23 protein-coding genes are annotated in these 23,685 nt (G+C 55.4%); 12 read left to right on the top strand and 11 right to left on the bottom strand.

Annotation, left to right across the window (positions count from 1 at the left end; translation table 11 throughout):
* Positions 1-3: 3 nt before the first annotated feature.
* Complete coding sequence (locus H6815_04690; GenBank protein MCB9859731.1) at positions 4-468, bottom strand: hypothetical protein; 465 nt, start codon at positions 466-468, stop codon at positions 4-6.
* Between the two features lie 226 nt (positions 469-694).
* Between H6815_04690 and H6815_04695 the strand changes: the two genes are divergently transcribed.
* The 5 genes from H6815_04695 (at position 695) to H6815_04715 (ending at position 7,896) form a co-directional block, all read left to right on the top strand.
* Entirely contained in the window at positions 695-2,299 is a 1,605-nt protein-coding gene (locus tag H6815_04695; protein ID MCB9859732.1) for a tail fiber domain-containing protein, read from the top strand.
* A gap of 12 nt (positions 2,300-2,311) precedes the next feature.
* Positions 2,312-3,448 carry a tail fiber domain-containing protein gene (locus H6815_04700; protein ID MCB9859733.1) on the top strand — a complete coding sequence of 379 codons (1,137 nt, stop codon included), beginning with the start codon at positions 2,312-2,314 and terminating at the stop codon, positions 3,446-3,448.
* A 49-nt stretch (positions 3,449-3,497) separates the two neighbouring features.
* On the top strand, positions 3,498-5,141 hold the full coding sequence (locus H6815_04705) for a hypothetical protein (protein MCB9859734.1): 1,644 nt from the start codon (positions 3,498-3,500) through the stop codon (positions 5,139-5,141).
* 126 nt (positions 5,142-5,267) lie between these two features.
* Positions 5,268-6,194 carry a hypothetical protein gene (locus H6815_04710; GenBank protein MCB9859735.1) on the top strand — a complete coding sequence of 309 codons (927 nt, stop codon included), beginning with the start codon at positions 5,268-5,270 and terminating at the stop codon, positions 6,192-6,194.
* Positions 6,195-6,507: 313 nt separating this feature from the next.
* Positions 6,508-7,896, top strand: a complete 1,389-nt coding sequence (locus H6815_04715) for a hypothetical protein (GenBank protein ID MCB9859736.1) — start codon at positions 6,508-6,510, stop codon at positions 7,894-7,896.
* Between the two features lie 67 nt (positions 7,897-7,963).
* On the opposite strand, the gene H6815_04720 is transcribed toward H6815_04715, so the two are convergent.
* Both H6815_04720 and lexA read right to left on the bottom strand, forming a co-directional pair.
* Entirely contained in the window at positions 7,964-8,365 is a 402-nt protein-coding gene (locus H6815_04720; protein MCB9859737.1) for a GNAT family N-acetyltransferase, read from the bottom strand.
* 175 nt (positions 8,366-8,540) lie between these two features.
* Complete coding sequence (gene lexA, locus H6815_04725) at positions 8,541-9,155, bottom strand: repressor LexA (GenBank protein MCB9859738.1); 615 nt, start codon at positions 9,153-9,155, stop codon at positions 8,541-8,543.
* 155 nt (positions 9,156-9,310) lie between these two features.
* Between lexA and H6815_04730 the strand changes: the two genes are divergently transcribed.
* Positions 9,311-9,733: a hypothetical protein gene (locus H6815_04730; GenBank protein MCB9859739.1), complete on the top strand. Its 423-nt coding sequence runs from the start codon at positions 9,311-9,313 to the stop codon at positions 9,731-9,733.
* Between the two features lie 274 nt (positions 9,734-10,007).
* Here H6815_04730 and H6815_04735 read toward each other — a convergent pair whose 3' ends face one another.
* From H6815_04735 to rplM, 3 genes are all read right to left on the bottom strand, one after another.
* On the bottom strand, positions 10,008-10,775 hold the full coding sequence (locus tag H6815_04735; protein ID MCB9859740.1) for a hypothetical protein: 768 nt from the start codon (positions 10,773-10,775) through the stop codon (positions 10,008-10,010).
* A gap of 113 nt (positions 10,776-10,888) precedes the next feature.
* On the bottom strand, positions 10,889-11,404 hold the full coding sequence (gene rpsI, locus H6815_04740) for a 30S ribosomal protein S9 (protein MCB9859741.1): 516 nt from the start codon (positions 11,402-11,404) through the stop codon (positions 10,889-10,891).
* Positions 11,405-11,496: 92 nt separating this feature from the next.
* A complete protein-coding gene (gene rplM, locus H6815_04745) occupies positions 11,497-11,928 on the bottom strand; it encodes a 50S ribosomal protein L13 (protein MCB9859742.1) in 432 nt (143 codons plus the stop codon).
* Positions 11,929-12,402: 474 nt separating this feature from the next.
* On the opposite strand from rplM, the gene H6815_04750 reads away from it, so the two are divergent.
* Positions 12,403-13,776 (top strand): SBBP repeat-containing protein, encoded by a 1,374-nt coding sequence (locus tag H6815_04750; protein ID MCB9859743.1) that lies wholly within the window; start codon positions 12,403-12,405, stop codon positions 13,774-13,776.
* A gap of 3 nt (positions 13,777-13,779) precedes the next feature.
* Here the strand turns inward: H6815_04750 and H6815_04755 are convergent, their stop codons facing one another.
* On the bottom strand, positions 13,780-15,579 hold the full coding sequence (locus H6815_04755; protein ID MCB9859744.1) for a collagen-like protein: 1,800 nt from the start codon (positions 15,577-15,579) through the stop codon (positions 13,780-13,782).
* Between the two features lie 283 nt (positions 15,580-15,862).
* Here H6815_04755 and H6815_04760 point away from each other — a divergent pair, with 283 nt between their 5' ends.
* Entirely contained in the window at positions 15,863-16,648 is a 786-nt protein-coding gene (locus H6815_04760) for a hypothetical protein (GenBank protein MCB9859745.1), read from the top strand.
* Between the two features lie 11 nt (positions 16,649-16,659).
* On the top strand, positions 16,660-17,388 hold the full coding sequence (locus H6815_04765; GenBank protein MCB9859746.1) for a hypothetical protein: 729 nt from the start codon (positions 16,660-16,662) through the stop codon (positions 17,386-17,388).
* Here the strand turns inward: H6815_04765 and H6815_04770 are convergent.
* Positions 17,360-17,920 (bottom strand): hypothetical protein, encoded by a 561-nt coding sequence (locus H6815_04770; protein ID MCB9859747.1) that lies wholly within the window; start codon positions 17,918-17,920, stop codon positions 17,360-17,362. The genes H6815_04765 and H6815_04770 overlap by 29 nt on opposite strands.
* Before the next feature lie 1,021 nt (positions 17,921-18,941).
* Here H6815_04770 and H6815_04775 point away from each other — a divergent pair.
* The 3 genes from H6815_04775 to H6815_04785 are packed head-to-tail and all read left to right on the top strand — an operon-like array spanning position 18,942 to position 20,935.
* Positions 18,942-19,916, top strand: a complete 975-nt coding sequence (locus tag H6815_04775; GenBank protein MCB9859748.1) for a hypothetical protein — start codon at positions 18,942-18,944, stop codon at positions 19,914-19,916.
* 48 nt (positions 19,917-19,964) lie between these two features.
* Positions 19,965-20,405: an NUDIX domain-containing protein gene (locus tag H6815_04780; protein ID MCB9859749.1), complete on the top strand. Its 441-nt coding sequence runs from the start codon at positions 19,965-19,967 to the stop codon at positions 20,403-20,405.
* A gap of 59 nt (positions 20,406-20,464) precedes the next feature.
* Complete coding sequence (locus tag H6815_04785) at positions 20,465-20,935, top strand: MmcQ/YjbR family DNA-binding protein (GenBank protein ID MCB9859750.1); 471 nt, start codon at positions 20,465-20,467, stop codon at positions 20,933-20,935.
* Here H6815_04785 and coaD read toward each other — a convergent pair.
* The 3 genes from coaD to H6815_04800 all read right to left on the bottom strand — a co-directional run bounded on the left by coaD (position 20,932) and on the right by H6815_04800 (position 23,126).
* On the bottom strand, positions 20,932-21,504 hold the full coding sequence (gene coaD / locus H6815_04790) for a pantetheine-phosphate adenylyltransferase (protein ID MCB9859751.1): 573 nt from the start codon (positions 21,502-21,504) through the stop codon (positions 20,932-20,934). The genes H6815_04785 and coaD overlap by 4 nt on opposite strands.
* Before the next feature lie 16 nt (positions 21,505-21,520).
* On the bottom strand, positions 21,521-22,060 hold the full coding sequence (locus H6815_04795; protein MCB9859752.1) for a hypothetical protein: 540 nt from the start codon (positions 22,058-22,060) through the stop codon (positions 21,521-21,523).
* Between the two features lie 217 nt (positions 22,061-22,277).
* Complete coding sequence (locus H6815_04800) at positions 22,278-23,126, bottom strand: hypothetical protein (GenBank protein ID MCB9859753.1); 849 nt, start codon at positions 23,124-23,126, stop codon at positions 22,278-22,280.
* Positions 23,127-23,685: the final 559 nt, after the last annotated feature.

Below are 23,685 nucleotides of genomic sequence, written 5' to 3' on the forward strand. Positions count from 1 at the left end.
CACTTACTGCGTGCGATAGTCAACGGCTGTTGTGGCATACCGGACAACTTCCGAGACAACAGCAACGAGCGCGAGCAGATGCACGCCCATCAACGGGTGCAGCCACATCGATTGTGTATCGCCGTTGTTTGCCTGCACGACCAGTTGTTGCACGATGAGCAAGGCAACACCGAAGAACACGCCAATCTGGAGAATCCAGACAGAGTATCGGGTGGACCTGCTTGCGATATGTGCATCACGCTCATCGTCCGGCTCGTTGGGCGAGATCATCGCGTTCAGGATCGACATCACGATGATCAACACAACCTGCGCAGCAGTGGCGATCCCAATCGCTGCCATCACAAGAAAGGCGTTTGTTGGATCTCTCGTCACCAGCGCCGCAACCACGCCCGCTCCGAGCAGCGTCGTGCAGAGCAGGATGAGTGCGTGCCGACGACGAAAAGTAGCTCCTGTGCCTGATTCATTCATTTGCGCTCTCCGAGGTGTGATGTGTCACAAATTAACGACATAATGTATATTATTTTTGACATTTAGTCAAGATTCATAGACAAAAATTTGTTTCACACTTGTTTTAGGACCACGCGGCAAGCACAAATCACCCCGATTTGGCGATAGGTGAGAAGGTGTTGATGCAGGCCAACAGCACCTCTGGTATGCTGATTTAGCACATCCTCACACCCAAGGAAGCAATGACATGATGCGGAATCCACATCGACTTCTTCTTGTTGTTGGAGCAGTTGCAGCAGTGCAGACGAGCGTGCTCGCACAAACTACCCAGGATCCGTCGTTCACGTATCAGGGCCTGATCAAGCAGGCAAACCAGGCGATCACCGGCACTGTCGATCTGCAGTTCAGGCTGTACGACGCATCAACTGCGGGCACACAGGTTGGGCCGATGCTGGCGCTGACAAATGCTTCGGTTGTTGATGGTCAGTTCAATGTGGACCTCGACTTTGGCGCGGGCGCGTTCGCTGGACAGCAGCGGTGGCTGGAGATCGACGTGCGCTCACCAGCAGGTTCGGGCGCATTCACAACGCTGACACCTCGACAGGCTGTTGCTGCTGCGCCTGTTGCGCTGTTTGCGCTCGCAGGTAACACAGGACCACAAGGACCTCAGGGCGCACAAGGACCACAAGGTGATCCGGGCGCACAAGGACCGCAAGGTGATCCGGGCGCACAAGGACCGCAAGGTGATCCGGGCGCACAAGGACCGCAGGGTGATCCGGGTCCGCAAGGCCCAGCTGGTGATTCGCACTGGTCACTCTCAGGACCAACGACGTTCTACAACACCGGGAGAGTTGGAATAGGCACGTCCAATCCCAGCGCACACCTCGGAATTCTGGGCGGCGGGTTGAATCTGTTCGACGACGCATCGGAAGGTGTCAGACTCACAACCAACACGTTTGCCATCTCGCGAGAGGTCAACGAGGATCCCGGATATCAGTACGATGGCACAAACGATCAGCACACCATCTTCACGAACGGATCACCAGTTGTCACTGTGGCACCGTCGGGAAATGTCGGCATTGGAACGACTTCGCCGACTCAGGCGCTCCACGTCGTGGGGAATGCTCTTGTGACCGGCTCAATCACACCCGGCACAAGCGCAAACGCGCTGACCATCGACAACACAATAATCTCTGCACCATCTGTCCTGAATGTCATTTCAGGCGACACGATGCAGATCAACTCAGGCGGTGGGCTGAGTGTCCACGCGGACACTGGTATCGGGATCATTGCAGGCAAAGGAGTCAATCTTACTTCGCTTGGAATACTCACTCTTGCGTCAGCAGGAACATTCGGAATCTCGGGCTCACTCGTCACCATAAATGGTCTTCAGACCCTCGGCATCGGCGGCGGCGGCGGCTCTGGCGGGTTCACGCTGGGGGTGAACGGATCAGCAGCAAAGATCGGCGGCGGATCGTGGTCGACCCTGTCAGACGAGCGCCTCAAGAAGAACGTCAACCCGATCCACCAGCCTCTCGATGCGCTCATGCAGCTCCGTGGTGTGACCTTTGAATATATCGATCCGTCCCAGCCACTCCAGGCGGAGGGCGTGCAGATCGGCATGATCGCGCAAGAGGTCGAGCGCGTCTTTCCAGCGTGGGTCACAACAATGGACGACGGGTACAAGTCCATCGCGTTCTCAGGATTTGAAGCAATGACTGTCGAGGCACTGCGTCAACTGCGCGCAGAAAAGGACCAGCAAATCGATGATCTCAAGCGAGAGAACAACGAACTCCGCGCACGTCTTGATGCGCTGGAACAGATGATGGTGGAACTGGCAAAGGGCCATTGAAAGGAAAACACAATGAAGTGCTGTATCTGGGCGTCCGCAGTTGTCGCAGCGGTGTGTGCGTGCGCATCTGCGCAGGAAGACACCACGTTTCTCTATCAGGGCAGCCTGATGGACAACGGGTCACCCGCAAACGGCACATACACCATCTCGGTCGAGTTGTGGACGAGTGTGAATGGCGGGACGATCGGCAATCCGATTGTTCACAATAATGTGCAGGTCGTCGATGGATTGTTTGATATCCCACTCAGTTGGCAGGGAGGATATTGGTTCGGTGGCGAGCGCTGGCTGTCCATCACGGTCAACGGTACACAGCTCTCGCCGCCACAGCAGATCACTCGCGCACCGTACGCCATACACGCACGCGGGATACGTGTTGATCAGGCTGAACGTGTCGGCATTGGTGACATCGGCACACACAATGCGCAGTTGCTTGTGCTTACGTCGGACTCCATGGGCGCACGAATTCAGACAACAAGCAACGAGACAGAAGCTGCAGCTGTCCGTGGTGTGCTCGACAGATCATCGCCGGGCTCATTTTCCGCAGCCGTCCGGGGTGAGAACCGGGGCATAGGTGTGCTCGGTATTGGAGTGTGGGGCTCGCATGATGGATCGGGATGGGGAGTGTACGGATCATCGCCAGCGGGCACCGGCGTGCGTGGTCACACCACTGGAAACAGCGGAACCACGTATGCTGTCTATGGCTACTCAGCGAGTTCGAGCGGATACGACTTCTACGCTGCGGGCCCCGGTGTGAACTACGGCTCACCCTCATCGATCCGGTGGAAGAAAAACATCGAACCGATCAACGACCCGCTCGGCATGCTCGCGCAGATCCGCGGTGTGTACTTCGACTGGGACGAGGACCACGGCGGCCAGCACGACATGGGATTCATCGGCGAGGAAGTGATGGAAGTTGTGCCGGAAGTTGTTGCCAAGGAACCCGGGACAGACTTTGTCACCGGCATGGATTATGGACGCATGACACCGTTGCTTGTTGAAGCGGTGAATGCGCTGCACGCGAAGCACGAGATGGCGATTGCTGAAAAGGATGCGCGGATCGACTTGCTCGCACGGGATAATGCAGAGCTCCGCGCACGACTGGAAGCATTGGAAGCCACAGTAAATCAGCTTGCAGGATCGAAGAACTGAATCCTCCTACCCTTGCATTGCAGAAAACAAGAGCAAGGGAGTGTCAGATATGCGAATAACAACGGGGTTGCTTGTCAGCGCACAGGTGCTTTGTGCGCATTTGTGCTGTGCACAAAGAGCTTCTGATGTCATGTACAGCATCACACCCAGAGCACTGGAAGATCGAACTGTGCTCGATGTTGAGATGGTATTTCGTGGTGAAGAAGATGGCGACACAATCATTCAGCTGCCCCGGTGCAACTATGGCACGCCCGAGATTCCGTTGGCAATAAAGAGACTTCACGCGCACAATGCGACGCTTGAACTCCAGACGGGAAGCACTCGCCTCTATCGTCTTGTGCATGGCTCAAACGCGGAAGTTTCTGTTCTGTACACCGTCGATTGGGATCCGGCAGCGCACACGAATGCGGCATACCGGCCCGATGTCAGCAACAAACACTTCCACTTCTTTGATAACCAGTGGCGGGTTGGAATCGCGGATGGAGATACGGTGCGGAACTATGCTATCGCCTTTGAAGATGTGCCTGCAGACTGGGTGGTGTTCAGCTCTGCAGGACGCGGACCCGGTCCTTATTCTGTTGAATCAACTGAAGAAGGCATGTCGTGCCTGGTCGGTGGCGGCGACTACACAACTACTGATGTGAGTAACAATGGTTCACACGCCAGCATCTATGTGCGGGGTGACTTTGAAAACACAAAGCGGATAATTGACGATGCGCAGCAGGCGCTCTCGCTGGTTGCATCGCGGTTCGGCCCGATAGGCGTTCCAAACTACACCGCGGTAGTGACACGGCGGGGCGATAGCTTTATGGCAGGTGTTGCGATTGATAATGCGTTCGTTTCATTCGTCCACACCAAAGCGACGACACAACAGGTACTCCTCCTGATCACACACGAAACGCTGCACAACTGGATTCCGAACCAGGCAACCGTGACCGAACGCGAGCGTGGTGGTATCGATGAGTTCCGATTCGACTGGTTTGCTGAAGGGTTTGTTGAGTACTGCGCACGAAGGGTGCTGTTTGACGCAGGGATTCTGACCGAAGCGGAGTATTGCGACACATTTAATGGAGATCTTCGTGAGTACGCAAGAAATCCGATGCGATCAGCTTCGATAGAGATGGTTCAAAGATCCATTGAGAACACGTCCTACTCGAACTATCAGGAACGGCTCAGTTATTTTCGTGGTCCTCTTTTGGCACAGTTGTGGGATAGAAATCAGCAGCTTACCAATGGAACGCCCGTTGTTGATATTGTTGCAAACTTTGTCGAGCAATGCAGAGCGAATGGAGGCAGCATCTCTGCCGATTCATTCTTTGCACTGCTCGAGTCACACGGCATTCATGCAAGAGCGGACTTTGAGCGATACATTCTCCGAGGCGAGCAGATTCTGCTGCCACCGGACCTTTTTGGCCCGACATTCGAGTTGTTCACAGAAGAAGTGACCGTGTTCCAACCCGGGCTCGATGTGATAGCAACAAGAAAGAAAAAGATTGCAACAGAAGTGTCAATGTATGGGCCTGCGTGGAACGCAGGTGTGCGAGAGGGAATGAGGGTGGATGAGCTGGAAACCAATCATCGTCCCACCCAACCCATCACTCTCCGTTTTGAGGATGGCGGTACCACTCAAAAAATAGAGTATCTCCCGTCCGAGACAGTGATTCGCACGCAGTACAGGCCCATTGCACGCTAAAAACACAAGCGTCTACAGCCAATAACAGCCGGGCAGTTGAGCTCGAAATACTGTACAATGTTCCCAATGCCGCACTCGCGGTGGATGGGGTTGCTGTTCTGCGACACCCGGAAAAGGAGCATGAAAATGAGAAAATCGAGAGTCTGTTGTGTTGTTGCTGCACTGGCTGGCCTGTCTGCGCCTGCAATCGCTCAGGATGGTTTGGTCATTGGTGTGGATGACACCGCGTATGGCATTCAGTTGTATCAGAACGGTGCGTGGAGTGCGCTTCCAGGCACGAATGTGCAGGTCTGGGGTCTCGCGAGTGACAACACAGGCGAGACGTTGTACATCGCATCCAGCGCAAACACGCTATACAAGTGGACCGAAGCGGTTGGGCTGGAGACTGTTGCCACGTTTTCCTATCAGGGAGCAACGGTCAACTTTGTCTCGCTCGCGTTCCACAACGGGCGACTCTATGGCACGCGCAATATCACCACCGAGGGCGTGTACGAGATTAGTCCTCTGACGGCCGAGGCAACGCTTCTGTGGGCCTATCCAACCGCGTTCGACATCGGTGGTATCGACTTTGACGAGGCAACAGGCAAACTTTACGGCACGAATGACGCAACAAGCGCTGGTTCGGGATCGGGTCTCTATGAGATCGATGTCAATGCACAAACGATGACAAAGATTGCTGATTATCCGAACATTGTTGCAGGTGCCAACGACATTGATGGTCTGGCAATCGGCAACGGCAAGGCGTACCTTGTTCCTGATGAGCCGGGCAGCCTTGGCGTGTTTGATCTTGCAACAATGACATACGAGTCGCCCATTGCGAATCCGTGGACAACCGGCGAGGTGTTCTCCGGCGCTGCGTTTGCAAGTTTCCTCGTTGAAACAAGCTGCTACGCCGACTGTGACGGCAGTGGTGCGCTCAACATCTTTGATTACATCTGCTTCGGCAACGAGTACGCAGCCGGCACGTCGTACGCAGACTGCGACGGCTCGGGCTCGCTCAATATCTTCGACTACATCTGCTTCGGCAATGCGTACGCAGCAGGCTGCCCGTAACTCACTGTTTCGACTGAAGTATCACGATTCCTGACGTTCGGCTCCGTGGAAGCGAAGCCGAACGTTTTTCTTTGACGTGTGGTTCTGATGATCGAAAGCACACTTCATTGCCAGTCCGAGAAAAACACGACACGATCTGCAACATGTGAGAATGGGCGTCATTTCCTCAACTGTGGTTCACTCATTCCGGGTTGGGTGGAATCGAATGCCATCGTCTGGTGTGTGACATGCACACGGTTCTGTGTTGTTTCTGTGCAACCGGATCGATCCGCAATGCGAATGCATCACTCCACACCACACAGGGAGACTGTTCATGAAGAAGAGAGTATCGTTGATACATGCCGCAGGCGTTCTTGCATGGCTTGCTGGCTCGGCACACGCACAAACATGCACGCCAACCATCGAGACGTTTCCGTCGCAGCCCGCGGTCGTTGGCGGGTATATCCAGCCGATCTATGAATGGGATGATGGCACCGGGTCTGCATTCTTCATTGGCGGATCGTCGGAGAACATTGGTAGCGCTAACAACAAATGGATCGCAAAGTGGGATGCTGCTTCCGGCACATTCTCAAAGCTCGGCGCAGGGATTGATGCAGGAACAAACAGCCAGTTTGTCGCGTCGATGGTTGCGGTCGATTTCGGATCCGGCAGCAGGCTCTTTGTTGGCGGCACGTTCATCAGCGCTGGAGGCGTGGGTGACACGCGTACGCTCGCCGCATGGGATGGCACGAACTGGATCTCACCGGGTACCGGCTTTGAAAACCATGTCGGCATCCCGTTTCCCGCGGTCTGGGCTATGACAACATTCAATGACGGATCGGGCGAGAAACTTGTCATCGGCGGCGAGTTCAGCGGTGTCGGCTCGGTCGCGGTAGCCAACGGGCTTGGCATGTACGACGGCTCGTCATGGTCCGGCATGGGCGTTGGAGCACTAGGTACGGTCTTTGCGCTGACAACGTATGACGATGGCTCCGGCGAGTCTGTGTACGCTGGCGGTCGTCTCATTGGCATCGGCACCGGCAGCCATCAACTCATCGGACGATGGGATGGCACTGACTGGCAATCCGTCGGAGGCGGCACACTGTTTGCCACAAGTGCGCTCGCGCAGGTTGCGACCTTTGCAGAGTTTGATGATGGCACAGGCACCGCGCTGTACGTTGGCGGTGACAGGCTCAACGGGCTGACATTCACCGACTACGAAACTGCAAAGTGGGATGGCACAAACTGGACCGCTGTCGGCCAGGCCAGCGGCGGACGCACAACCGCGCTCGCGGTCTACGACGATGGAACAGGACCCGCGCTGTACCAGGCAGGGACATCGCAGACAAATCTCCGGTACATCTCACGACTGGAGAACGGCACGTGGGTCACGCTGATGGGCGGCATTGATCCGAATATCTCGTCCATCTCCGGCGGAAATCCCTCAGCCTTCGGACTCCGCGCACATTCGACCGGATTGTACATCGTTGGCAACTTCAGCGAGATCAACGGGCAAAGCGCAACAGGTCTCGCGCGGTACACATGCGAGAACGCCTGCTACGCCGACTGTGACGGCAGTGGCACGCTCAACATCTTTGACTACATCTGCTTCGGCAATGAGTACGCTGCAGGCACGTCGTACGCTGATTGTGATGGCTCGGGTTCACTCAACATCTTCGATTACATCTGCTTCGGCAATGAGTATGCTGCGGGTTGTCCGTAAACACGACACGCATTGACATATCACACAAAGACCACTCGTTCCTTTGAGCGGGTGGTTTTTCTTGTGTCTATTTCGAATCTGATTGAGGCTGGGTAAAGACGAGATAAGGCCCAAGCTCGTCTGCGCCATGTCCAGTCGTTGTCCATCCAAGCGATGTATAAAACATCCGAGCGTCAACATTCTGTTCGAGCACCTTCAACGACATCGGACGGCGTGCAGATCGGTTGGCAACTTCTAGAAGCTTCCGACCGATCCCGCGACGCTGTATATCTGGTGCAACAAAGAGATGGTGCACAAAGCTCTCGGGCTCATACAACGACAGGAATCCAACGAGACGACCGTGTTCGTCCTCGGCAACCCAAATGCGTTCATCGATGGTCTGCGATGCAAAGTCTGCCAGCTGGAACGACTCCGGATCAAACCAGTGGAACGCCGCTCGACGTGCGTCGAGAAACAGCTCTGCCAGCATCTCGTGATCATCGGGTTGTGCATCGCGAACAAGAACATCCATGCTGCCGAAATCGTACCCGGCTGTCGATGCTTGACATGGCACGACCAGACAAAGACACAGGCCCGAGAGATGGTGACGGGCCTGTGTGCATGCTGATTTGCTTTGTTTCGCTTTGAAAACTGCGACGTTGGGTTTAATACCTGCGGATCACACCGCGCACCACGCCCTGGATCTGGCAGAACTTCACACGGATGGGATCGAAGTTGGGATTTGCAGGCTGAAGACGGATGTGGTCGGCTTCTCTGAAGTAGGTCTTGAGTGTTGTTGACCCGTCGGGCAGGAGCGCAACAACGCGATCGCCGTTGTGCGCAACCTCTCTGCGTTCGATGAGCACGTAGTCGCCATCGAGGATGCCCTCGTCGCGCATGGACTCGCCCTCGACGCGGAGCGCAAAGTTCGGCGACGCGCTCCTGTTTGTCGGACCGAGCAGCTCCATCAGATCGATCTCGTCCTGGTCCGGCACCTTCTCGATGGGGTACCCGGCTGCGATCTTGCCGACCAGCGGAAACCGGAGCGGACGCTCCTCGTCCGGCACGTTGATGCCGTCAGCAAGCTTCAAAGAGCGTGCCTTGTTGGCATCGCGGATGAGTGCTCCCTTCTTGATCAGCGCTTCGACGTGCTCGAAGACCGTCACCTTGGAAACGCCGATCTCGTCGGCCAGCTCCTGCATTGTCGGTGAGACACCTGAGCGCATGCGCCAGTCGCGGATAAGTTGCAGGATGCGCAGTTGTTTCGGCGTGAGATTCATGGTGAGCCTCCATAAAACTGAGTTCGTCCCAGCGACGTGATACCAACCCTGTCGCGCGGGGGTGTTTGACTGAGTGTGATGACAACGCAGCGGACGCTGGTTGTGATGATGCTGACTGAGAAAAACAGGTCTGCGCACGAACCTGTGCGCGAACGATGGCGTGCTTGTCTGCGTTCGGCAATCGGCCAAGCCTTCGAAGCACACCGAGCACAAGTCGCGAGCCGATTCGCGCGTGTGTGTACTCGACTTCGAGCGGCATGCCCGCGAACTGCACCGTCGCTGTGCCGGATGTCGGAGTGAAGAACCGCGCCAACCGATCGCAGCAGCGGGATCCAAACAATGCGAACCCGGTACCGATCGAACCATCACCAATGCTGAAGGGCGCGGCTGTGCCCGGCTCGATGGTGCGTGTGTATTCCCCACCCGGGCCAAGACAGACCAACGGCAGATCAGCCGTGTGCGAACAAGCCTGCGAAGAGACCCGCTGTGACCAGCGCGTTGGTGTCTCGTCGTATATGTCTGCCCGTACTTCTGTTTGTGCTTTTGCTTGTGTCATCGCAGCATTTCCCGTTGCCTGATGCACCCACGCAGCCCACTCGCTGCACTCTGTGTCTGTGTGCATAGCAACACAGACGGCCTCCAACGAAGATGGGCAGAAAACGAAGATACGGTCTTTCTTCGCCCGTTCAAAGCCCAACCGTTCGGGAAATGCTAGCCGATCAGAGGCCCGACCGCAAGTGGTTCCGGCAGGTTTTCCACAAAAAAGTTGGAGATTTTGGTTTCCGGCTGATTCAGGAGGTTTCCAGCGGGTGATGCGACCAAACAGCGAGAGCATCGTCTGTTTGGAGTGTGTTATTGTGACGTTGGGGTTCCTGTAGTCGTTCCAGTCAACGACTTCGCTTCGGCTCTCACTGAGCGCATGATCACAAAGGTCATCACGCTCACCATGCACACCGTTGGTGAGCCCGGTGCGAACACCAGCAACCAGCCAAGGACCGGCACAATGGATGACAATGCAACAACACGGACAAATGTAACCTGTTTTCGAACACGCTGAAACCGAGCCTCGTTGCTCAGCATGTACAACTGCATTTTTCCCGTTTCGGCGAGCATCCAGAAACCAATCAGTATCATCGTCGCTGAGACAATCATCTGTATCAGAAAACCGCCTTTATTGTCATAGAGCACGTCGTCGATCTTAATGGGATATCGCGCAAAGCACAGCACGAAGACAACGACCCCAATCATGCACATTGCGCTGCCGCCCCACATGTAACTGCGTGACATGTCAAGATGCATTGATTCCCGGAGGACAATCGTGCATGAAGCAAAGGTCACAAGCGCACCAATCGCTGTGATCCCAAACGTGATCTGCGACTGGGTGCCTGCATAACCCCACATCGCGTACCCGACGAGTGCAGTGAACACGCCAATCACTGCGCGCTGAACATGAACGCAGTATGTGCGCAGATGATGCATGTATCGATCAAGTTCTGCGCCGGCGCGATCTGCTCTGTACGGCTGCTTCGGCGTACCGCATTCGGGGCACATCACAAGTCCGGAGACGTCGTACCCGCACGAGACACAGTGCTTCTTGAACACGTGAGTTTGTGCGCTCATGCGAGGCATTCGATATCATAAGTTGGAGCATCATGATATGGATAGATCGAAAAGAAAACCCCACGGACGGGAATCCGTGGGGCGTTGAAAAACAAACCAAATGTCTCGTGCGATTAGCGCTTGGAGAACTGGAAGCGCTTGCGAGCACCGGGCTGGCCGTACTTCTTGCGTTCCACCTCGCGTGCGTCGCGCGTCAGGTAGCCAGCGTCACGGAGCGCCTGTTCGAGTGTGGGGTCGTAATCACGCAGTGCGCGGGCAATGCCGAGCTTGACTGCGCCAGCCTGGCCCATGAATCCGCCGCCCGAGAGGCGTACAAACACGTCGAGCTGCCCCATCAGATTGCACAGCTTCAGCGACGCGTAGCAGTCGTTGCGATCGCGGCGCTCGGTAAAGTACTCGTCAACAGTCTTGAACTGCTTGCCGGTGATCTGCACCTTGATGTCGCCCTTGCCCTGATCCTTCGCGGGACGGATGCGCACGCGAGCGACCGCGGTCTTGCGACGACCAGTTCCCCACCACCAGCCACGAGCATCCGCAGGAACGGGATCGCGCAGTGGACGGGAGGATGCTTCGGGTGTCGAACTTGTTTCAGCAACGAGAACGTCGCCTGATGTATTGAACTCTGTCATGAGCGTGCTCTTTGTGTTCGTGTCTTCGATGACTGTTCGATGAGATTATCTATCTGTAAGTGAACTCTGGTGAATGCAGTGTTTACTGCGATTTACATCGCTGTGGGGTTGTGCGATGCGTACGGATGATCCGCACCGGGAAAGACCTTCAGCTTCTTGAGCATCTGGCGACCCAGTCTGTTCTTGGGGAGCATGCGACGAACCGCGAGTTCCACGAGCGCTTCGGGACGGCGCTGACGCAATGAGCCGTAGGACTCCATGTTCATGCCGCCGGGATAGCGTGTGTATGTCTGCTTGAACTTGTGGTCAGCCTTGCGCCCAGTGAGACCGACCTTCGACGCGTTGGTGACGATGACAAAGTCGCCACAGTCAACGTGCGGTGTGTACTCGGGGCGGTGCTTGCCCATGAGGACGACAGCAACGTCTGAGGCGAGCCGGCCGAGCGAGACGTTTTCCGCATCGACGACGTGCCACTTCTTTGCTGGCGCTGTCTGCGGTGTTGCAAGTGTTGTCTGGCGTCGCATGATGCTTCCTTTATTATGCGTGGCCAATGGGGACGTGGATTGAGTCGATTCGGGCAGACACCACAGATGCTGGTGAAAGCCAGTTTCGGGTACGCCATCTACCGGATGGGGCGGGCTGAGGGTTTTTTATTGGCCCTTCAGCAGAGTTGCGAGACTGTGCAGAACCTTTGCCTTCCCAAGCGCAGGCTGATGCAGGGGTGATTGTTGGAGGCAGGGCAGGGGGAGTCAAACAGAGCAGCAGAACAGACCGGAATCATGCAGAGATTTCCTCACACGAACATGCGAGCAGGTCGAGCCATTAACCTGGCTTGTTTGTTTTTTGATTGGTGCCCGTGCAGTTGCTTCTATGCTATCTGTAAATAAGGAACTTACCTTATTTTGTTTCGAGGTTTTTCTCTTTTCATGTAGCATAAGCAGAGAGGCAAATCAGCAGGTTATTCGTTCATCACACCAGTGATTGAAAGGCTTATTCACATGAAACATCATCACATTCCATTGTTGATCGTGCTCGGCACAACTTCGTTCTGCTTTGCAGATCCCTTCGAGTTTGAATGGGGATACCACTATAACTTCGATGATCGTACAGAACTCAATAACATCTGCGCTGCACCAAACGGCGACATATACGTATGTGGTAAAACGTCACGCGGGAAGTTCGGCCCCTTTGGTGTGATCTTTGAAGGGCAGGTGATAAGCAGAATCGATCCAACAGGAGCTGTGGTCTGGTCGCGGGTATATAACGACATCTTTGAAGAGGCCGAGGTCTACTCCTGGGGTATCGCGTCCGACGATCTGGGCAACGCGTACATCGGTGGTGACGCGCCATCAACGATCCCAGGAGTGGGCGGCCATGGTATAAATATTGCGAAGTATGACTCTGATGGTAATCAGATGTGGTATTCCGAAATAGCTTCAGGTATCCACGACGTATTCAGCGATATCGATATTGATTCTGCCGGAAATGTTTACTTTGTTGGCTCAACACGAGGCAACCTCCCCGCACACATTGGAGACTTCGACGTTGTGATTGGGTCTCTCGATGCGGATGGCGCATTACGCTGGACACGGCAGTTTGGATCGGTCGAGCTCGACTTTGGAGGAGAAATCAAGGTTGATCCATCAGGCAATATCTTTGTCGCCGGACTCACACGAGGTGACTTCGTTGGCACCAGCCACGGTGCACAGGATGCTCTTCTTGCCAAATACGACAGCGATGGAACGCTCCTCTGGCAAACACAACTCGGAACCCCGGAAAGCGAGAACTATGGCAACATTGCGCTTGACAGCACAGGAAATGTTTATTTGGCTGGGGCGGTCAGTGGTGACATCAGCGTGATGAAGCTTGACCCAACGGGCACACCGATTTGGATCAGCACATTCGGATCAGCAGATATGGATGCTGTATGGGAAATTGAGATTGATTCAAATGATACTCTGTATCTCGCTGGCTCTTACGCTGGGGCATCGAATAGTGGCGATGCCTTTGTTGCTCAGCTGGACAACAACGGAAACCAGTTGTGGCTGCACTCAGTGGGTTCCGCCCAGATCGATGTCGCTCGTGGATTGTTTCTGGATGAGATGAACAACATCTATATTGCTGGCGTTACATACGGCAACTTGTTTGCACCGAGTATGATGAGTGGGCCTGACGGTTTCATCGCAAAGTTTGCCCCCGATGTCTGCTACGCAGACTGCGATAGCGACGGTGATCTCGACATCGTCGATTACATCTGCTTCGGGAACGCCTACGCAGCACAGGATCCGTACGCAGACTGTGACGGCAGCGGCTCACTCAACGTCTTTGATTACATCTGCTTCGGCAATGCGTATGCGGCAGGGTGTCCGTAAGACTTACCGCTGAGACGGATTGTTTCTTGTCTGCACAGCAACATCGCTGTGGAATCGATTCCCGCGCTGCTTTGGTGAATCGGCGTTCGTCCGTTCGTGCTGCAATGAAGCAGCAAGCGCCTCGCGAGCTGCGATCATCCCGCGGTCTGCATCGAACCCGAATGCGCTTGGATCGAGGTAGTACCCGCGTTCGGCGGGTTGCTTGTCACGCTCGACGACGAACGGATGTGTTCTTGCGTGCGCATCGTTGCGGACTGCGGTGATTGTCCACGAGACCTTCAATCCCTGTCGCCCGCCAGCGATGCCGAACGAGTTCCCAGCCACTTCGCGCGAGACATACACTGGCGCGTATCCACCAACGCATGTGAGCTGGTATCTGATGTCGGTGTTGATCGCTGAAAACCACACAGGGAGCGTCACAGTCGCGCCGCCGCTCTCGTCGAGCACAACATTCCCGGAGTATGTGTTGAGACGCTCGTCGGACTCGACACACGCGTGGTAAAGCTCCTTGTTTTCGGGATCGAGCGGATGGTCGATGACAAAGTTCTTCGTCCCTGTGACCTGGAGATCGCCCGACACGAAGACGCGCCCGGAAAACCTGCCAGCATATCCAAAGTCACTCTGCCCGTAGACCGCGTAGGCAACACTTCCGTTGGCAATCCCCACAACGCCGTTCCCGTGCAGCACTGTTGCTTCGCCGTGCACACCGGTTCCTCCTTCGCCGAACACACCAGAAGGCCCGTCTACAGCATTGGTCGTGGCATCTGAGAACGCCTTCACGCCGTAACTTTGTCCCGTTGCGGGCGCTTCAGCGATGAACAACCCGCCGACCGCGTCGCCATCGGTCGAGATAGACTTACCCGCGACACCAAAGACATTGGCAGTACCTGCTGCATCTGCAAGAACAGCGGTTGCTGTGCTGCCGTAGACAGTCCCCCAGACACCGACAGTGTTCGATCCGGTATGGTCCGCACGTCCATACACACCGACGCTGGTGTTCGAGTACCCCGCGACACTCGCACCACCTAACGGGCCGCCACCGATGGCACTGAAGATCATGTCCTGTAAACCGAGCACCGCAAAGTCGGTAAAGAGACCTGTTGCTGCTGTCTGGCCGACAACACCGGGGCCATCGAGTGAGAAGCCAAACACACCCGCTGCGTTTGGCGGATTCGGTTGTGTTGCGCCCTGCTCACCAACAACAGCGACCCCGGTTGATGAGAGTTTCGTCGTTCTGGAATCACCAGCCACGGTGAGTGTGTGTGTCGGTGCGGACGTGCCGATGCCGACACTCCCCGCGTTGTAGAACGTCGTGGTTCCGCTGAGCTGCCAGTGCGAATCGCCGGGCGGGCCCTGGATCCCTTGCAGTCCCTGTGGACCGGTCGCACCCTGTGCGCCCTGTGGCCCAGTTGCGCCCTGTGCACCCTGCGGACCGGGCACGCCTTGCGGGCCTGATACACCTTGTGGACCAGCAGGTCCCTGCGGTCCCTGGTTCCCGTCAAGCGCAAAGAGTGCAATCGGTGCTGGCGTGATCGGTTGGCGTGGGCTGAGTGTGACATATCCGCCCGAGCCTGCTGGGCTGCGCACGTCGATCTCCAGCCATCGCTGATCCGCACCAAAGACACCGGAACCAAAGTCCAGATCCACGCTGAACCTTCCGTCGGTCAGCGTCTGGTTTACAAGCGTGAGTGTCAGCCCGATCTGCGCGCCGCCGAACTTCGCATTGTACAAGCGAAACACAAAGTCTGCTGTGCCGGACACCGTCGATCCGCTCGAGCGCAGCTCGCCCTGATAAGTAAACATTTCGTCAACCGGCACATCGTGCCCACCCGTGTGCGCGGATGCTGGTTGTTGATTTATGTCATTGGTCTGTGCAAAAAGCGATGTACTGACGCAAAGACACGCAATGATACTAATACACGGTTTCATGCTCACTCCTTTGGTGCGTGTTGCGCACAAGTGGTTATGCTCATAGGTGACGATCCAGTCTACAAGATTTCCTGGGTGCATGCAAAGCTCAGATCATGTATTTTCTGGTGCAAACACCGCTCTATAACACAAAGCAAACACAAAGATACAATGCGCCATGCGATCGGGCTGGCATGTCATGACGATTTATGCACTTGTGCTCGGGTGCGTCACGACTGTCGCTGTCTCGTGGATCTTTGCGCTCGGTGTGGTCCATCCGAATGTCTTCGGCAGCGCATCGTCGCGGACTGCGCAGGCTGGGATCGCGTCGGACAGCACGTTCATTGGTGTGATGCGAACGGACGGGCTCGGTGTCTCAGCGTTTGCAGCTGCGACATCCCCATCCGTCATCGCGCGCCGTCCGGGTGCTGCTGTCGAGCTGTCTGAGCTCATGCCCAAACGATTACAACATGTGCTCATCGACTGGGCGTGCGAGGTTCCAACACCAGCACTTCCCACAACATTTGCACGCGGCGTGGTTGAGTGGGGGTTCCCGTTTCCTGCGATGCGCGCAAGTTTCGATCAGCAGACGCCCCGCCCTGTGAGTGGCGCTCCAAACCCAGCATTGCCCGGCACGCCGAACGCAGGGCGATTGTTTGCCACTGGTGCTCGCTGGTTCAAAGCCCGCAATGGCATTGTGGTGCGCGATGCACCAGCAACTTTTCAGGACGGTTACGCACTCTCGCCGCGCGAGCTGGTCCTGCCAACGCGTATCGTCTGGCCCGGATTTGTTGTAGACACTGTGTTCTGGGGCGCTGTGTGGTTCGCATTCCTGTTTCTCCCGCGAACACTTCGCACGCACGCGCGTCGAAGAAAGAACAAGTGCCTTGCGTGTGGGTACAGCAGATCGAGCCTCAACATTGAAACACCGTGCCCAGAGTGTGGAAACAACCCAACTCAGTGATTCGATTGCTTGTGACAACTTCTGTTCTTTCGCTGATGCTTGGATGTCTCACAACGATCACTGTGTCATGGGCACTTGCGATCGGCGTGCTGCCAGCTGGTCAGTTGTTGATACGGACAAACTTGGTGTATGTCCCAGTCTTTCCACGCGCTCTCAAGTACTATGAGACATGCACATTCGGCGCGACGCGGTACAACACAACCGAGGAGTATGGACCGGGCCTGGATCTTCAGCTTATCACGCATCTGGACGCGAAGGCCTTTCCTCCCTCGTGGGCACACAATGCGCTGCTCGACTGGACCGATCGATCAGACCATGTGCATTCCCGAACCGTGATTGCTTCGGGCTGGCCGATGCGCGCCATGTGGCTCGGTTACACCGACACACCACAAGGCAGCGGAACAACACCGGTTCCACGCAATAGTGTCCAAGTCATCGAAGGCCCCTTTGCGATTACCGTCAGCAATCCGTTTCCCTTGGAACCGCTCACACTCCCAACCCGCATCGCGTGGCCCGGGTTTCTGGTGAATACGGCGCTCGCATCTGCATCGTGGTGGGCTCTGATCTTCACGCCGGTTGCTCTTTGCAGATACTTCCGGCGCAAACAGAACAGGTGCCTTGCGTGCGGGTACAGCAAGATTGGAATCGCATCAAACGTACCATGCCCTGAGTGTGGCATTGCACTCCTAGAAACCAACAAGCAAAGTCACATTATTGGTAATCTTTCTCATGAAGAATGATAGCGAGTTCACCATCTTCGTTTTCTATCAGTTCAACAATCCATGATCCCTCGCCAATGCCTGCTTCTTTCCTGTCCAGACTGTCTTTAATGTTGCGGACAAGATAAGGATCATTGTTGTAAGAAACACCGTTGCCACCAAGCATAAATGTGTATCTAATCTTATCTTCATCCACCAGTTTATCTTTATCAAAGGCTCTCCCAAACAAGAAAACATCTGTCTTTACTGGTATTGGATAAAAAGTGTCGAACGGTCCTAGGCTCGCCTTGATTTCATTGTTAACTCGTGCATAAAAACTGGCCCCTTGAGCAGAAACCCACACTGTGTTGTTTGTCTTATTAATTATTTCCACCTGTTGCCTGTAGGGTGTTGTGTCGGATGAGGGAACCCCACCGGGTCCCACACAGGCTCGCAGTAGAAGATCTAATAGCGGCAAGAGAGCAATGCCTATGATCAAACCGCCACATATCTTGTGATAGTTGCTTATTTTAGGCATTGCATGCTCTGTTGAGGAATCACATTGATTTGGCAATACTTATTGTTGTATCCGCAAATCATACGCATGCAACATACCAGCCCATCTCTCGTCTTTGCCATGTTCCTCTGCCACCTCACGTCCCGCCTCAGCAAGCAGCTCGTCGGTCATCCGTTCGATCTCGGCGTGTGTCCAACCCTAGTGCGTTCAGCGCGTTGTGCCTGACATGGCCCTCGCCCCCTCCTGATCCGCTGGCGACCGCCTGCTGCATTTGAATACCGGACCACCCAGAAGACCGGAACATCCATCGCATGCGGTAGGCCCAAGCTAGGTTCACCCAGCGGGACGCAGGCTCATCGACAGCCGATACGCAAGGTACCATGCGGTCTATCCTCCGGGTATGTGCGCACCACATTGGAAAGATTCCACACCTTTCTCACACGCGTGAGCGCAGCTCATGAAGCAGGAAAGCGCTGGATACCTGCGTCTCTTGGGAGACATCCGGATGACTGGTTGCCTTGTTTCAGAATCTCCTTGAGCAGAGAAGTTAATTCATCATCTTCAGTAGTAACGGGTGTCGGCTTGTGGAAACCTTGGAAAGAACCTGTGTAACTCGCTGATTTAAAAGAAGTTACTACTGCTGCGTTTGTGTGTTCAGACTGACTCTCTGCTGTCGGCCTGGCTCGGCTGGGCCTGCTTCTTTTCCACAAGCGCCAGCGATGCCCCCAGCCTGTGCGCGAGACTGCCGACATTCCCTTGTTGCAGCAGCGCGCGACGGCCCGATTGTCCCCGCGTTTTCCACACACGATGTTGGCAATAGTGGAAGGCCAAGAAATGCCCTGAAAACCACATTATGTGGTACGCGAAAAAGTGCATCTACAACTTTTCGTACCGAGTGAATACCAACTGCTGGATTTGTTCCAGATCAGGGTGCGTGATCCTTGTGACGAACGAGTGACGTCGAATGCCGTATATGTATGCGATACTTGTGTATCGATTCACACAGATCTATTGGGAGACTGGCATGACGACTCGATCGAAAACTTGTTGCGTTCTTGCTTCTGTCTGGTTTGCTAGCATGTGCAACTGCACTACGTCCGCGCAGCAATACGACTATCCACCGGGGACCGGTCCGGGCGATGAGCCGTTCATTGAGCAGGTCGAGGCAGAAGATCAGAAACTCCGTGATCAGGGGATAGGCGGTAACTGGTGGGGAACATCAGTTGCTCAGCGTGTTCGCAAGTTGAAGATTGAGAAAGAATTGCGCGAGAACATCGACACGCTTCCAAAGGACCACTGGGCGCATGAGTTTGCTGGGGTGTACTACGAGGGCGACGGTCTCGGCACGAATATCACAATCTCAGTTGCGCCGAACGCGGGTGTGACATACACGTGGTATGGGTGCATGGGTTTGTACGATGCAGCGCACGGCGAGATCGTCGAGACGTTTGATGATGGCGTGCGCGTCAAGCTCATCACGGACAGTAAGGTTGGCGATGATGGCATGGACTACATGACCGGACGCCTCACTTTCCTGCGCTGGGGCGACAAGCGATATCTTCTGCCTGAGAATGAGATGACTCAACTCATGAACGATCTGAACAATCGCAAGAGTTATTTCTTTTTTCCTGAACGAGACATGCGTGATCGTTTGGATGTTGAGTCGATTTCATTGCTGAATCGAACCCAACCAGTGGGCTTGCCGCAACTCTCGGATCGCTGGAATGCCATGCTGATTCGTACGCCGATCAAGCTCACAGTGATAGGGGTTGATGGTGTGTACATGAAGCCCTTTGGCGACGATTCTGCACATGTTGGTTGTCAACTCGCGCTTAACAAGGGAAGCGCTGATGGGATGTTCGTCGGCATGGAGTTTAACGTGAAGACAGATTCCGGGGAGTTCCCTGTGACAGTGACAGAAACCAACGATCATTCGTGCCGCGCGGAAATAGCGTGGTATGTGCTCGATCCAAATCCTGCGTTTGTCCCTCCGGAGAAGGGCCAGCAGATCATTGTGCCAGGTGTTGATCCCGCGAGACTCGAAGCGAGGTGAGATTCGTTCCAATGCACCGGCAGCAGCAGGGTCGCTAAACTCCTGCATATGCAGCATCAGGCGCACGAACCTCTCACCTTTGGTATAGCCCATCCTGATGTGACATACATCCCTCGCCCCGGCGCGTATGCACTCGTGCTGCGCGATGATGGCATGCTCGCGGTTGTCAGGAACTTCCTCGGCCTGTTTCTGCCCGGCGGCGGCATCGAACAGGGTGAAACGGACGAGCAGGCGCTGACCCGCGAGATTGCAGAAGAATGCGCGTATCACGCCGACATGCTTGGATACATCGGTGCTGCGACGGAGTATGTTCGTGTCGGCACGACCGATCGTGGGCAGCTCAAGCAGTGTGTGTTCTATCGTGCCCGATTCACTGCACCACTGCACACGCCAGTCGAGGATGGGCACGAACTGGTGTGGGTATCGCCCGAAGAAGCGATGAAGACGCTGTACCTTGCGTGCCATCGATGGGTTGTCGAAAGAATGTAATGGTGTTCTCCAAAGAATGTCTTTCATGATTCACGTACCGGAGCAGTGTGGAGCAGGCTATGGCAGCGAAGCAGTCAGATCCGACCGAACCGATGAGAATACGAGCCGGGAAGTACGCTGGCGTTGACGAGGGAACCGCCTGCACGCAGAGCTCGTTCAAGGTGAACGGCAAGGCGTTCCTGTTTGTCGGCATGCAGGGCGGGCGCTCCAAGGCGATGTTCAAGCTGCGCGAGTCGATGCCACAGGCGGTGAAACTTGCTGAAAAGACACCCGATGATGTTCAGGTTGGTTCAACAGGCTGGGTCACCGCGCGGTTTTCTGCTGAGAAACCGATGCCCAAAGCATTGTGGGAGAAGTGGCTCGATGAGAGTTACCAGATCAGTAACGGTGGGACCGCTGCAAAGAAGGTCACGAAAAAGACAGCAAAGAAGTCTGTGACCAAGAAAACGCCAGCGAAGAAAACAGGCGTGAAAAAGTCTGCTTCAAAGAAGACTATAACGAAGAAGAGAGCAACGAAGCGGAAGGGCTAGTCCTGCTCCTCGCCTCGCGCGCTTGCGCGGATGGCTTCGATGAGCGGATGGTGCTCGGCTTTCTTTGCGCGGAGCCGATCGAGCACAAGATTCGGCACCATCGTCTGAAGCACCGACAGATCCTCACCCAGCGCCGTGATCTGCTTGATGAGGCTCGACGAGGTGTACGCGAACGACTGGCCCGACACCACGAAGGCTGTCTCAAGCCCCGCCACCTGCCGATTGGTCAGCGCCTGCTGGACCTCGTTCTGCAGATCGGAAAGGTTGCGCACGCCCTTGAGGATGGCGTTTGCGCCGACGGAACGGGCAAAGTCGACCGTGAGCCCGCGATACGCACACACGCGCACGGGCGCGCCGGGTGTGCTGGCGCACATCTCGTTGATGCACAACTGGGCGATCTCGACGCGCTCGTCGGGGGTGAACAGCTGGGACTTTCCGGGGTTGAACCCGACCGCGACGACGATCTCATCGAAGAGCTGGCGCCCGCGCGAGACGACATCGAGATGGCCCAGTGTCATCGGATCAAACGAACCTGGGTAGACGACGAGATGGTGGGTCTTTTCGGGCATGGATTATGGTATGGGGTTACTCAGACAAGCCGCTGGTGGCGGGTGTGACAGGAAGTGCTTTGCGGAGATCGTTCCGGGCGTGCTTTAACACAAGAAACGTAGCGAGAAGGCAGCACGGAAACACGAGTATCCAGAGCATGACACCCACCCAGCAGGGCACAGTGAGCGCCCATATGCCGACCACCAACCGAGCAACATTGAGCGATTCCCGGCTCGACTTGATTTCTTCAGGTGTTGCAAAAACACTGCACATTGAGACGGCAGCTTCGATATTGAAGTGGCACATCAACACGGTTGCTAGAACGGCAATCAGAAGCACGACGATGCCAAAGTCGACCATGGCGAAAACGTGTGATGCTTGATCCGCGTTCATCATATCGAGTGGGATTGCGATGAGCCCGATTCCTGCGAGATTCGCGGCGACGAGTGACACGGGCTTCCCTGCTCTGAGTCGCATTGCGTTGCGTGCGTGGTGCGCTACAGCGTAGAAGCCCGCACCTCCAATCAGGAGCACCGCAGCAACAACGACCTCGATCGGCGGCCAGAGAGCCATCATCAGGATAACCATAAGTATCTGCGCTACAACGCAGATGATGCAGCGAATGCTCCAATGGATTACTTCTCGCGCTGCGCAAAGATGGGTGAACAGCTGATTGGGCGGAAGCCTCGATTGCACCGGCTGCTTTGCCGTGCCGCACTCGGGGCATCGTTCCAGTCCCTCGACGGGATACCCGCACTGAGCGCAGTGTGGCAGGTAGACAGTTCTGAGGCAGTCAGTGCTTGGCATAGTCGGGTGGTGCTTCTATATTGGCAATAGTGTTTGGATCATGTGCGGCATGAGGGGTACTGCTGGATCGGGCTGGGACAGCCTCTCTCGCGCCTTTGAGTGATGCGGTCTCCATCTTCACAAAGTGCATGACGACCCACGCAAGCACAATCGTCAAAGCAAGGAACGGTGTTCCGGGGAGTATGAGACCACACCAGCCGAGCGGTGGCAATATCCCAATGACGAGAACAACATACAGCCAGACCATTCGCCTGCATACAAGTTTGAAGCGTCTGGGACGGGAAAAGAGTGCCAGCTGCATCTTTCCCGTTTCAGCGAGCATCCAAACGCCAATCATCAGACACAAGCCGCCCGCAAATGCGAACCCGGCCACCGTCAGTGAAATCCACTGATCGGTGTTGTCATTGTGAGGCAATGTGCAGAGTGTGCATGCAAAGAGGATTGAGCCAAGGACACACATCACACCCCCGCCGTACATATATGTCCTTGACATATCCAGAAACCGAACGCGGAGCATCGCACGTCCGAAGCACAGACTCGCGCTGAGCATGGCCAGCATCATGACCGGCGCAGCGATCAGCGGATGCGTATCCATCCACATCCAAAGCGCATACATCACAAGCGCGATACACACGCAGGCAAAGCCTTGTTGGATGTACAAGCAATACGCATACAGGTGTGCGAGATAGGTATCGAGCGACTCTCCTGTTCTGCCCGTGTGGTATGGCCGCTTTACTAAGCCGCACTCGGGGCATCGTTCCAGCCCATCGACGGGATAGCCGCACTGAGCGCAGTGTGGCAGGTAGACAGACGGGATCTGATCAGTGCTGGCCATCGTGCAGCGTTTTATCCTACCGCATTCGTGTGCGTTATGTTTGGGTGGACGCGCGACACGATTTGCGTGTTGAAAAGATGTTCGCATTGTGTCACCCGGATAGCATGGATCCGAGCGGGGTCAATCGCCAAAGAAGAAAAATAATTTGCGATCTGACCGCACGTCTTTGTGTGTACAACATGCGATGCGAGCGCGAGTAAGCACAGAATACACGCAGTTTTTCGGGGGTTTTCTTGGGTTCGATGTGCGCACATACACGTTGAAGACACCGTTGTGCGCGCAAATGCGATCATTTCGTACAGCGCGCGTCGCGTTTTTGACGCTGCAAACGCAGATCGTGAAAAACCCGTTTGACAGCGGTGGAAAAACATGGTACGTTTGTCCCTCGCGGGTAGGTCCGATTGTGTGACGGGCGCTGCTCGAAGATGACTGTTGTGTGGCAGCATGTTGTTCCGCTGCGACACACACACGTTGTCGGCTGATGTGGATCGCATTCGTTCCGGCGGGTGTGTGAACCACGGTCAACGGGTGTGAGCAGGGAAGGCTCGCGTCGGTTGAT

The organism is Phycisphaeraceae bacterium (assembly GCA_020639155.1).
Classification (GTDB): Bacteria; Planctomycetota; Phycisphaerae; order Phycisphaerales; family UBA1924; genus JACKHF01.